Origin of the sequence: Streptomyces sp. NRRL WC-3618, from assembly GCF_001280005.1 — a bacterium.
In the GTDB taxonomy this organism is placed as follows: domain Bacteria; phylum Actinomycetota; class Actinomycetes; order Streptomycetales; family Streptomycetaceae; genus Streptomyces.
In genome coordinates, this window is record NZ_LGDW01000099.1 from 1 (window position 1) to 11,969 (window position 11,969).

The 11,969-nt window shown below is 69.6% G+C and carries 10 protein-coding genes and 1 tRNA gene; 5 read left to right on the forward strand and 6 right to left on the reverse strand.

Annotated elements, in window-relative coordinates:
- Window positions 1-180, reverse strand: a 180-nt coding sequence (locus tag ADL01_RS46080; RefSeq protein WP_234354611.1) for a hypothetical protein, incomplete at its 3' end; no start/stop codon positions are given.
- A 326-nt stretch (window positions 181-506) separates the two neighbouring features.
- Here ADL01_RS46080 and ADL01_RS12590 point away from each other — a divergent pair.
- A complete protein-coding gene (locus ADL01_RS12590) occupies window positions 507-1,727 on the forward strand; it encodes an acetyl-CoA C-acetyltransferase (RefSeq protein WP_053742044.1) in 1,221 nt (406 codons plus the stop codon).
- A gap of 355 nt (window positions 1,728-2,082) precedes the next feature.
- Window positions 2,083-2,871: a hypothetical protein gene (locus tag ADL01_RS12595; protein WP_053742045.1), complete on the forward strand. Its 789-nt coding sequence runs from the start codon at window positions 2,083-2,085 to the stop codon at window positions 2,869-2,871.
- A 108-nt stretch (window positions 2,872-2,979) separates the two neighbouring features.
- Here the strand turns inward: ADL01_RS12595 and ADL01_RS12600 are convergent, their stop codons facing one another.
- On the reverse strand, window positions 2,980-3,291 hold the full coding sequence (locus tag ADL01_RS12600; RefSeq protein ID WP_078960482.1) for a hypothetical protein: 312 nt from the start codon (window positions 3,289-3,291) through the stop codon (window positions 2,980-2,982).
- Between the two features lie 104 nt (window positions 3,292-3,395).
- On the opposite strand from ADL01_RS12600, the gene ADL01_RS12605 reads away from it, so the two are divergent.
- Window positions 3,396-3,626 carry a DUF4287 domain-containing protein gene (locus ADL01_RS12605; RefSeq protein ID WP_053742046.1) on the forward strand — a complete coding sequence of 77 codons (231 nt, stop codon included), beginning with the start codon at window positions 3,396-3,398 and terminating at the stop codon, window positions 3,624-3,626.
- Window positions 3,627-3,741: 115 nt separating this feature from the next.
- Here the strand turns inward: ADL01_RS12605 and ADL01_RS12610 are convergent, their stop codons facing one another.
- The 3 genes from ADL01_RS12610 to ADL01_RS12620 all read right to left on the reverse strand — a co-directional run bounded on the left by ADL01_RS12610 (window position 3,742) and on the right by ADL01_RS12620 (window position 6,478).
- The gene (locus ADL01_RS12610) at window positions 3,742-4,650 is read right to left on the reverse strand and encodes a Bax inhibitor-1/YccA family membrane protein (RefSeq protein ID WP_053742047.1); all 909 of its coding nucleotides are present in this window, start codon (window positions 4,648-4,650) and stop codon (window positions 3,742-3,744) included.
- A 216-nt stretch (window positions 4,651-4,866) separates the two neighbouring features.
- The gene (locus ADL01_RS12615; protein ID WP_053742048.1) at window positions 4,867-6,039 is read right to left on the reverse strand and encodes a 4-hydroxybenzoate 3-monooxygenase; all 1,173 of its coding nucleotides are present in this window, start codon (window positions 6,037-6,039) and stop codon (window positions 4,867-4,869) included.
- Window positions 6,040-6,394: 355 nt separating this feature from the next.
- Window positions 6,395-6,478, reverse strand: a tRNA-Leu gene (locus ADL01_RS12620).
- 414 nt (window positions 6,479-6,892) lie between these two features.
- Here ADL01_RS12620 and ADL01_RS12625 point away from each other — a divergent pair.
- Together ADL01_RS12625 and ADL01_RS12630 are read left to right on the forward strand one after the other, a co-directional pair.
- A complete protein-coding gene (locus ADL01_RS12625) occupies window positions 6,893-7,744 on the forward strand; it encodes an ABC transporter ATP-binding protein (protein WP_420719714.1) in 852 nt (283 codons plus the stop codon).
- Between the two features lie 140 nt (window positions 7,745-7,884).
- A complete protein-coding gene (locus ADL01_RS12630; protein WP_053742050.1) occupies window positions 7,885-10,422 on the forward strand; it encodes an ABC transporter permease in 2,538 nt (845 codons plus the stop codon).
- 85 nt (window positions 10,423-10,507) lie between these two features.
- Here the strand turns inward: ADL01_RS12630 and ADL01_RS12635 are convergent, their stop codons facing one another.
- Window positions 10,508-11,806 carry a class I SAM-dependent methyltransferase gene (locus ADL01_RS12635; protein WP_053742051.1) on the reverse strand — a complete coding sequence of 433 codons (1,299 nt, stop codon included), beginning with the start codon at window positions 11,804-11,806 and terminating at the stop codon, window positions 10,508-10,510.
- Window positions 11,807-11,969: the final 163 nt, after the last annotated feature.

The window sequence follows — 11,969 nt, forward strand, 5'->3', positions numbered from 1 at the left end:
CACCGACACATACCCCCCGCCCACCGACCGCCCGCCCGGCAGCACCGCCACCCACGCATCCCGCCCAGCAGCCCTCACCATCCGCGCCGTCCGCCAGCTCCCCCCGTCGTCGTACGACACCTCCACCGCCACCGACCGCACCGCCGAGGAAGCCGCCCCCGGCTGCCGTACCAGCCGCATCGGCAGAACCGGCGAACCCCCGTGTTGGTCTGGTCGACACGCGGCGCGAAGTCGAACGCCGACAGCCCCACCGGTACCCGCCCGCGCACCAGGCGCAGCGGGCCCGGGTGTACCGGGAGTGGCTGGCGGGAAGGGGCCGATTACCACCGGCGTCCGGCGCGTCCGGCACAACCGCCGGCGCATCCGGTACCGAGTGAGCAAGCGCTTAGAAAATTGCGGCCGGAGTCACACCGTCACAGCCGTGACCGGGGCCCTACGTACGGGTAACTTCCAGACCAGGTCTGCTTACACCCAGGTCTTACACCCACGTCGCCAATGGAGCCGTCATGCCGGAAGCCGTCATCGTCTCGACCGCCCGCTCGCCCATCGGACGCGCCTTCAAGGGGTCCCTCAAGGAGCTGCGCGCGGACGATCTCACCGCCACGATCATCCAGGCCGCGCTGGCCAAGGTCCCGGAGCTGGACCCGCGGGACATCGACGACCTGATGCTCGGCTGCGGTCTGCCCGGCGGTGAGCAGGGCAACAACCTCGGGCGGATCGTCGCCGTACAGATGGGCATGGACTACCTGCCGGGCTGCACGGTCACCCGTTACTGTTCCTCGTCGCTCCAGACGTCCCGTATGGCGCTGCACGCCATCAAGGCCGGCGAGGGTGACGTGTTCATCTCCGCCGGTGTCGAGATGGTCTCCCGGTTCACGAAGGGCAACTCCGACTCGCTGCCGGATACGCACAACCCGCTGTTCGCGGAGGCCGAGGCGCGTACCGCCGCCGTCGCCGAGCAGGAGGGCACCTCGTGGCACGACCCGCGTGAGGACGGCCTCGTGCCGGACGCCTACATCTCCATGGGGCAGACCGCGGAGAACCTCGCCCGGCTGAAGGGCGTGACCCGTCGGGACATGGACGAGTTCGGTGTCCGTTCGCAGAACCTCGCCGAGGAAGCCATCAAGAACGGCTTCTGGGAGCGCGAGATCACCCCGGTGACGCTGCCCGACGGCACGGTCGTCAGCAAGGACGACGGTCCGCGCGCAGGCGTGACGCTGGAGGGCACTCAGGGGCTCAAGCCGGTGTTCCGTCCGGACGGTCTGGTCACGGCCGGCAACTGCTGCCCGTTGAACGACGGCGCCGCCGCCGTCGTCGTCATGAGCGACACGAAGGCGCGCGAGCTGGGCCTCACGCCGCTGGCCCGCATCGTGTCGACCGGCGTCTCCGGCCTCTCCCCCGAGATCATGGGCCTCGGCCCGGTCGAGGCAAGCCGTCAGGCACTGCGTCGCGCCGGCCTCACGATCGACGACATCGACCTGGCCGAGATCAACGAGGCGTTCGCCGCCCAGGTGATCCCCTCCTACCGCGACCTGGGCATCCCGCTGGAGAAGGTGAACGTGAACGGCGGCGCCATCGCGGTCGGCCACCCGTTCGGCATGACGGGCGCCCGGATCACCGGCACCCTCATCAACTCCCTCCAGTTCCACGACAAGCAGTTCGGCCTGGAGACGATGTGCGTCGGCGGCGGCCAGGGCATGGCGATGGTCATCGAGCGCCTGAGCTAGAACGGGAGCTGGAGCTGAGGCTGGGACTGGAGCTGGGGCCAGCCGGCCGGCCCCTGCGATCCCAACTGGCCGAATCGTTTCGGTAATCGGCTGGATGCACCGCGTGATGCCTCGGCCCGGAACCCCGTAACCACCGGGGTTCTGGGCCGATTTGTGATCCAATCTCCCCCAGGATGTGACCTATCTCGCTCCGGAGAGGTATTTACGCAGGTCAGAGCACGTTCGACCCCAAACCCCGGACCCAAAGCCCTGTCCGTTTCGTGACGTTACGCACTGACAGGTGGTTAGTCCATCGTTCAAGCTGATGTAGGAAGTCGGGGGTCGACTTTGAACCGGGAGTACGTCAGTGAGCGCTATGCCTCTTGCTCTGCTGCTCGCCACAGCCACCATCACCACGGCCGTGGGCGTCGCCGTTCTGCGCACCCTGCTGGGGCTGCGTCGACAGATCACGGCCCTGCACGCCGAGCTCGCCGCCCAGCACCTCGCCGTAGGCGCACATGGTCTCGTGCCGCAGGCCCGCACCTCCTCGGACACCGCCGCGATACGCGCCGCGGTGGCCGAGGCGCTCGCCGAGGAGCGGGAGCGGGAGCTCGCCGAGGCCCGTGCCTTCTGGGCCGCCCAGGAGGCACGTGACGCCGCGGACGCGCCCTCTCTGCTCGGCCTCCCGGACAGCGAACTGTTCCTGCCGCGCCCGGCGGACTTCGCGGGCCTGGAGTCCCTGGAGCCGGTGACCGAGCCCAGCACCGACGTCGACGAGTTCGCCGGCGAGTCCGCCGAACTGGCCGCCGCCCGTCGCCGGCACCCCTCGCACCCCGACTTCGTACCGGCCCAGTCGCCCGGCGTGAACGACCACGAACGCACGGTCGCCTGCCTCGAGGACCTCGCCGACTCCCGCACCACCCTGGCCGACGTCCGCCCCGGTCCCCTGGGCACCCTCGACGTCTACGTCTTCACGGACGGTACGACGCTCTGCATGACGCCGGGCCACCGCGAAACAGCGGAACGCCTCTCCGCAGCGCTGCGCGCGGGCGCGGCCCCGGTCCTCCTCGGCGGCTCGGGCGTCTCCGGCGCCTACGCCCTGACCTTCGAATGCGGCGAGGAGACGGTGTACGTCCTGGCGGACAGGGTCATAGCGTCCCTCTGACGCACCCCGTCAGAGGCGCGGGGCGGTGACATCCGCCCCCGTGCCGCGCCCGCGCCGCGGGCGAGTCCAGCAACCACCGGGGTACGGCCGACACCAGGCCCCTGCTCCTCACACCCCGGCCCGCTGCTGAGCCTCCGCCACCAGCGTCAGCGCCGAGGCCAACTCGGCCTCACCCCGCAACACCAGCGCCAGATCATGCGCGGCGACGGTGACCTGATCCGCGGCGGCGAACATCCCCACGTCAGGCATCACGCGCGGCTCGACGCCGGGCGACTCCACCACCTGGGCCCGCCGCGCCAGTTCCCTGGCCAGCCCCAACGCCTCCGCCGCGGCCCCCCTCTGCAGCCGACTCTGCGGCGCAGCCCGCAACCGGTCGGCGAAGTGATCCACTGCGAGCGTCAAAGGCGAGGTATCCAGCACGCCGCGAGACTACGCGCCGCAGCGGGACTGTTGCCAACAACCCAACACTCAGGCACCGTGGCGTGAAGGACCGGCTTACATCCCCTTTGCGTCCGGAGGCGCCGATGTCCCACGTCCTCTCCGAGGAGACCCACCGCAACATGCTCGCCCGCATCCCCCAATGCACCGGTCGTGAAGTGTCCGACTGGTTGCGCACCGTTGACGAAGGCCCCTCCCTCTTCCGCTTCGAGGAGAAGGTCAGCTGGCTCCGGCACGAGCACAACCTCGCGTACGGACACGCCAAGGCGATCATTCACGAGTACGACCTGAGGAGGGCCGCGCGCAAGCTTCTCTGAGAGCCGCACAGCTCCCGGAAGAGAGACCGAGGCGCGCACCGACACCAGACACCACGACGAAGGGCCCCGGGATCCCGGGGCCCTTCGTCGTGGTTTTGCTCTGCGTACCGGGCTACTAGTCGTTGCCCTGCAAAATGGCGACCAGCCGCAGGAACTCCATGTAGATCCAGACCAGCGTCATCGTCAGACCGAAGGCTGCGAGCCAGGCCTCGTCGCGCGGCGCGCCGTAGGCGATGCCGTCCTCGACCTGCTTGAAGTCGAGGGCGAGGAAGCACGCACCGAGCAGGATGCCGATGATGCCGAACATGATGCCGAGGCCGCCGCTGCGGAAGCCGAGGCCGTCACCGCCGCCGAACACCGCGAACAGCAGGTTCACGGCCATCAGCAGCACGAAACCGAGCGCGGCCGCCATCACGAAGCCGTAGAAGCGGCGGTTGACGCGGATCCAGCCGGCCTTGTACGCCACGAGTACGGCCGTGAAGACCGCCATCGTGCCGATCACGGCCTGCATGGCCGCACCGCTCGCGATGTGGTTGTCGACGACGCTGGAGACGACGCCGAGGAAGACACCCTCGAGCGCCGCGTACGTCACGATCAGCGCGGGCGAGGCCTTGCGCTTGAAGGACTGGACGAGGCCCAGGACCATCGCGACCAGACCGGCGCCGATGGCGATGCCGTAGGACCGGCCGATGTTCGCGTCGTCGACGGGCAGCAGCGCCCAGGCGAGCGCCGCCGTGACGACCAGCACACCGAGGGTGGTGGCGGTCCGCATGACGACGTCGTCCATCGTCATCCGGCCGGTGGAGGCCGGGGCCTGCGGCGGTGCGCCGTGCTGAAGGTCCTGCTGGGCGTAGGGGTTGGTCGCGTACGGGTTGCCGCCCTGCTGGGCGTGCTGGTCCGCATACGGGTTGCCCGGCTGCGTACCGACAGCGGCGCCCCCGGCCTGCGGCGCGGTGTTGAAGCCCGCGTAGCCGTTGTCGCGGCTGAACCCCCGTCGCGAGAAGACCGGGTTGCTGCTCCTCATTTCACTCCTCCATGGCCACCGTGTGTGTAGGCCTTGGGCTCAAGAGTAATAGGTGGGCAAAGGATTGACCCTAGTGCTTGAGGAGGATCTTTCCCTTGTCCCTGTCGCGAACACGCTACGCGGCGCCCTGATTCCCGGCTACGGAGCCCCAGGACCTATGACCAACCCGGTACCGTCCCGAGACCGCCCGCTGATCAACACCGGCCGCCGCGGCCGTCAGAGCGGGAATCCGGTGTAACCCTCTGCGAGGTCGGTCTCCGCCGAACGGGCGCCGGCGATCCGCTCCAGCCGGGCCAGCTGGAGCCGGTCCTCGAAGGGGGTGGCGTCCGGCATCCGGTGCAGCATGGTCGTCATGTCGTACGAGAACCGCTCCGCCTGCCAGACCCGGCGCAGACAGGTCTCGGAGTAGGCGTCGAGCAGCTCCGCCGACCCGGTCTCCTTCTGGTGGGTCAGGGCGCGCGCGAAGGTCATGACGTCCCCGACGGCGAGGTTGAGCCCCTTGGCGCCGGTGGGCGGCACGATGTGCGCGGCGTCGCCGGCCAGGAACAGCCGCCCGTACCGCATCGGCTCGTGGACGTAGCTGCGCATCGGTGTCACGGACTTCTGGGTGATGGGCCCCCGGTCGAGCTTCCAGCCGTCGGCGGTCTCGAAGCGCCGCTCCAGCTCGTCCCAGATCTCCTCGTCGCTCCACTCTTCGGCGTCGGTGCCGTCCGGCACCTGGAGGTAGAGGCGGGAGACGGACGGGGAGCGCATGGAGAGGAGGGCGAAACCGCGGTCGTGGCGGGCGTAGACCAGCTCGTCGTGCGAGGGCGGTACGTCGGCGAGGACGCCGAGCCAGCCGAAGGGGTACGTGCGTTCGAAGACCCGGGTGAGTTCGGCGGGGATCGCCGTACGGGCCACCCCCCAGAAACCGTCGCACCCGACGACGTACTCGCACTCCAGTACGTCCTCCCGCCCCTCGCGGCGGAACCGCACCCGCGGACTGCCGCTGTCGGCGCCCTCCACGGCGAGCGCCTCCGCCTCGAAGAGGAGCGGGCCGCCCTCCGCGAGCTGGAGGGCGATGAGGTCCTTGCAGACCTCGGTCTGCGCGTACACCATCACGGACCGGCCGCCGGTGAGAGCGGGGAAGTCGACGCGGTGGCGCTTGCGGTCGTAGCGCAGCTCGATGCCGTCGTGGCGCAGGCCCTCCCGGTCCATACGGGCGCCGGCGCCGGCCTCGCGCAGCACGTCGACGGTCCCCTGCTCCAGAATCCCGGCCCGCTGCCGGCGTTCCACGTACTCCCGGTCGCGGCTTTCCAGGACGACCGAGTCGATACCGGCGTTGTGGAGCAGCCGCGCGAGCAGGAGCCCGGCGGGGCCTGCTCCGATGATGCCGACGGTGGTACGCATCGGTCGATCCCTTCGTTGACTTCTTCACGTTCGTTCGCGTAGTGAAATTTCCTTCACGAACTTACCGCCATGAGTGTCCGACCGCATACGCCCGCTGTCAACGGTTCTGCGAAACGCCACCCACAGGTCGCGGAAGTCGTGGGCCCCCTGCTCGCCGCCTCTTCGGCCGCCGAGACGCCGCTTCACCCGGAGAACTGGCGCCCTGACCGCTTCGGCCCTTCGTGGGGTTGCATACGCCATGGCTTGAACTTAGGGGCGCCGCAGTTCCCTGGTGCTCCCGTGGTGCTCCCACGACACGAAACGGCAACGGCGGCAACTGGCTGTTCTTGCAGGTCACGCGGTGTGACCACGGAAGTGCCCGGAGCCGGACTTGAACCGGCACGCCCGCGAAGGGGCAGCGAGGTTTAAGCTCGCCGTGTCTGCATTCCACCATCCGGGCAGGCCCTGGGCTCCGCATCGAGGTTCCGAGCCTATCGGGACACCCCATCCGAACTGCGGGTGAGGGCACCGATGTTGTCTTATTTTATTGACTTCTGAGGGAGCATCAGCACCTGGAACGAGCCATCCGCACTTGCCAATAGCCTTTCGTGACGCGGCCCGGCGTGCATGCGGAATGACGGAATTTCACCGTCCGAACAAGGGGGCTCCACCCGTTCTTGCCATGGCCCCGACGAGACGGGCCCGCAGGAGACAGGAGCGACAGGAGACGGACCCCCAGGAGCCAGGCCGTAGGAGACAGGCCGTAGGAGACGACCGTCATCCCCAGGTATGACACGGGACCGCCGGGTCCGCCCCGAGGCTGCCCTCGGAACCGGCGCAGCGGCTGACTACACGGCGGCCTCCGGCCATGACGATGGTTCATGTGGTTCACGAGCTTCCGACCGCGAACCCATCGCCGCGTCATCGTCCCGACAGGAGCCCGCCCGTGACCGCCTCCACCCCCCTCGCCGACCGGACCACCACCACGGTGGCCGCCCGCGCCACGGAACTGTCCAAGATCTACGGACAGGGCGAGACGCAGGTCGTCGCCCTCGACCGGGTCTCCGTCGACTTCCAGCAGGCCGAGTTCACCGCGATCATGGGCCCGTCCGGCTCCGGCAAGTCCACGCTGATGCACTGCGTGGCAGGCCTCGACTCCTTCTCGTCCGGCTCCGTGCGCATCGGCGACACCGAGCTGGGCTCCCTCAAGGACAAGCAGCTCACCAAGCTCCGCCGGGACAAGATCGGCTTCATCTTCCAGGCGTTCAACCTGCTGCCGACGCTGACCGCCCTGGAGAACATCACCCTTCCGATGGACATCGCGGGCCGTAAGCCCGACAAGGAATGGCTGGATTCGGTGATCTCGATGATCGGCCTCGCCGACCGGCTCCGGCACCGCCCGTCCCAGCTCTCCGGCGGCCAGCAGCAGCGCGTCGCCGTGGCCCGGGCACTGGCCTCCCGCCCCGACATCATCTTCGGCGACGAACCGACGGGGAACCTCGACTCCCGCGCGGGCGCCGAGGTCCTGGGCTTCCTGCGCAACTCCGTACGGGAACTGGGGCAGACGGTCGTGATGGTCACCCACGACCCGGTGGCGGCGGCGTACGCGGACCGGGTGGTCTTCCTCGCGGACGGACGGATCGTGGACGAGCTGTACCGCCCGACGGCGGACGGCGTCCTGGACCTCATGAAGCAGCTCGACACCAGGACGATCCGCACCAGCTGACGTGCCACCACCGCCAGCGCCTGAGCGGCGAGTTGACGTTCCGTCAACACACCTACGCACGGCCGGTCCCACCCAGGCACGCCCTCGACTGGGCACGCCCTCGACCCCGCCCTCGACCTCGACGGACTGAGACGACACCCATGTTCCGTACCGCCCTGCGCAACGTACTCGCGCACAAGGCCAGACTCCTGATGACCGTGCTCGCCGTGATGCTGGGCGTCGCCTTCGTGTCCGGGACCCTGGTCTTCACCAACACCCTCTCGAACGCCCTCCAGAACAGCTCCGCCAAGGGCTTCGACCAGGTCGACGTCGCCGTGCGGCCAGGCCCCGGGGACGATGACGCCGACGCGACCAGCGAGCCCCCGGAGCTGACGCAAGCGCTGCTCGATGAGAGCGCGAAGGTACCGGGCGCCGCCTCCGCCATGGGGGTCGTCACCGGCTTCACGGCCATCGCCGACAAGGACGGCAAGCTCATCGGCGGCGGTTTCCAGTCGGAGGGCGCGAACTACTGGGGTGACAAGGACGTCCGGTACCCGCTGAAGGAGGGCGCCGCGCCCAAGGGCACCGGCCAGGTCGCCCTCGACGCGCGGACCGCCGAGCGGGCCGGCTACCAGGTCGGCGACACCGTGCGCCTGTCGGTGGACGGCCCGGTGCTCTCCCCCACCGTCTCCGGCATCTTCACCACGGACGACGGCAACGTGAGGGCCGGCGGCAGCCTCGCACTCTTCGACACGGCGACCGCGCAGCGGCTGTTCGGCAAGGCGGGCACGTACGACGAGATCGACGTCAAGGCGGCGGCCGGCACGAGCCAGACCGCGCTCAAGGCGGCGCTCGACAAGGCCCTGCCGCGCAACGCCGTCGAGACGACGACGGCCACGAAACTCGCCGACGACCAGGCGAAGCTCATCGCCTCCGGGATGAGCGGCCTGAAGCAGGGTCTGCTGGTCTTCGCGGGCATCGCGCTGTTCGTCGGTACGTTCATCATCGCCAACACCTTCACGATGCTGGTCGCGCAGCGCACCAAGGAACTGGCGCTGATGCGAGCGGTCGGTGCCTCGCGCCGGCAGGTCACCCGGTCCGTGCTGATCGAGGCGTTCGTGGTCGGCGCGGTGGCGGCCGTCACCGGGCTGGTCACGGGCATCGGTATCGGGGCCGGGCTGAGGGTCCTCATCGTCAAGCTCGGCGCGACCCTGCCCGACGGACCGCTGATCGTCACGCCGGGCACGGTCGGCGCGGCCCTCGCGGTCGGCATCCTCATCACCATGCTGGCGGCCTGGCTGCCCGGCCGCCGCGCCGCGAAGATCCCGCCGGTGGCCGCCATGAGCAGCGTCCACGCCACCGCGACCACGAAGTCGCTGGTGCTGCGCAACACGCTGGGCGTGCTCGTCTCGGGCGCGGGCGTCGCCGTGGTGCTGGCCGCGACGTCGATGAAGGGCTCGGACGGCCAGGCCCCCATGGGCATCGGCGCGGGCCTGCTCATCATCGGGGTCTTCATCCTCACGCCGCTCCTGTCCCGCCCGCTGATCGCCGCCGCCGGCCCGCTGATGCGCGTGTTCGGCGTCTCCGGGAAGCTGGCCCGCCAGAACTCGGTCCGCAACCCCCGCCGTACGGCCGCCACGGCCTCCGCGCTGATGATCGGGCTCACCCTCATCACCGGCATGACGGTGATGGCGGGCAGCCTCCAGCAGGCGATCGACAAGATGGCGTCGGCCTCGATCAGGGCGGACTACGTCGTCTCGATGGCCAACGGCAACGGGCTCTCGCCCGACGTCGCCGAAAAACTGGCGAAGACGCCCGGAGTGACCGCCGTCAGCCCCTTGAGCGACGGCGCCGTCCGCATCGACGACACGTCGGCGTGGGTGACCGGCGTCACCGGCCCCGCGATCGGCGAACTGACGAAGCTGACGGTCGACGACGGCACGTTCAAGGTCGGCGGCACCCAGGTGGTCGTGGACGAAGAGGCCGCCAAGTCCCGTGGCTGGAAGGCGGGTTCGGCCTTCACGGTCACCTTCGACGACGGGCGGAAGCAGCGGCTGACCGTGGCGGGCGTATACCAGGGCAATGACGTGGTGAGCGGCCTCCTGATCGACAACACCGTGCTGGCCCCGCACCGGACGGACGCGGCCGACCACACCGACAAGCGGGTCATGGTGAAGACGTCCGACGGCGCGACGAGCGCGACGAAGGACAGGCTGGCGAAGGCCCTGGGCGACAACCCGGCCATCAAGATCCAGTCCAGGAAGGACATCTCCAACGAGATCGCGCAGACGTTCACGCTGGTGCTGAACATGCTCTACGGCCTGCTGGCCATGGCGGTCATCGTCGCGGTCCTCGGGGTCATCAACACCCTGGCCATGTCGGTGTTCGAACGCTCCCAGGAGATCGGCATGCTCCGCGCGATCGGCCTCGACCGCAAGGGCATCAAGCGGATGGTCCGGCTGGAGTCCCTGGTCATCTCCCTGTTCGGCGGCGTCCTGGGTATCGGCCTGGGCGTGTTCTTCGGCTGGGCGGCCGGCGAACTGCTGGGCACGAGCATGCCGACGTACGAACTCGTCCTGCCCTGGGCCAGGATGGCGCTCTTCCTGCTCCTCGCGGCCACGGTGGGCATCCTGGCGGCCCTGTGGCCGGCCCGCCGCGCGGCCCGCATGAACATGCTGGCGGCGATCCAGTCGGAATAGGCAAGTAAGCAGGTACAGCCGCAGGAGATACGGCAGTTGGGCCCCGCTGACGCACCAGCGGGGCCCAACTGCCGTCTCCGCGCCGTCAGTTCCAGGTACGGGCACGCAAGGGCATCCCGGAGGCACCCGACCCGGAGGTCCGTACGGCGAGGACCTGGTTGACGCCGAGCCGGTTGCGTTCGAACGCGAGGGCGCAGGCGGCCATGTACAGCCGCCAGACACGGGCGCGCCCCGGGCTGGTGAGCTGCTGGGCCCGCGCCCAGTCGGCCTCCAGAGCGGTCACCCACCGCCGCAGGGTCAGCGCGTAGTGCTCCCGGATCGACTCGACGTCACGCACCTCGAACCCGGCCTGTTCGAGGTGGGTGACGGTCGTGCCGACGGGCGCGAGTTCGCCGTCCGGAAAGACGTACGCGTCGATGAACCCGTCGAGGCTGTACGCGTCCTCGTCCGACTGCGGCCGACGGGCGATCTGGTGATTGAGCAACCGGCCGCCCGGCCTGAGCAGGGCGTACAGATCGCGCGCGTACCTCAGATACTGCTCGCTCCCCACATGCTCGGCCATCCCCACGGAGGAGACGGCGTCGAAGGGCCCGTCGGAGACGTCCCGGTAGTCCTGCACCCGGATCTCGACCCGGTCCGTGAGGCCCTCTTCGGCGACGCGCTTACGGGCGTACGTGGCCTGCTCCTGCGAGAGGGTGACGCCGACGACGCGTACGCCGTGCTCCCGGGCGGCATGGACGGCGAGGGAGCCCCAGCCGCAGCCGACGTCGAGGAGGCGCAGGCCGGGCGTCAGGGCGAGCTTGCGGCAGATCAGGTCGAGCTTGTCGCGCTGGGCGTCCTCGAGGGTGGTGGCGGCGTCAGGGGTCTGCCAGTAGGCGCAGGAGTACACCATGGACGGGCCGAGGACGAGGCGGTAGAAGTCGTTGCCGACATCGTAGTGATGGCTGACGGCACGCTTGTCGGTGCGCTTGGTGTGCCGGCGCACGCGGCGGCGCGGGACCTCCTCGCGGGGCGGGGAGGGAGGCACAGGAAGGCCCGCCATCTTCACGAGGCCGCGCACCGACGCCCGCGCACCGGGGTCGCGCAGCGCGTCGACGAGACTTCGGGTGTCCCCCTCGCGCTCCCAGACCAACCCGGACAGCAGATCGAGGGCGGCGTAGAAATCCCCCTCGATGTCCAGGTCACCGGCGACCCAGGCCCGGGCGAGCCCCAGCTCGCCCGGTTTCCACAGCAGCCGACGCAGGGCGCGACGGTTGCGGACGACCAGAGTGGGGGCGCCGGGGGGCCCGGCCTGCGAACCGTCCCAGGCGCGGATGCGCATCGGGAGCGGAACCCCCAACAACTGTTCGGCGAAGCGATGCAGCCGCGACGCGGCTTCGGGCATGGCGCACACCTCCGTTACGACATAACCGGGAATGTCCAACACCCACGAAAACACCAACAGGTCGGGCGCGCAGTCCCCACGCCCGATCACAACTGGGCAAAGGGGGTACCACCCACCCGTCCGGACGAGGCCCCTTCAGCCGGGCCTTCTTTCCCGCCCACCC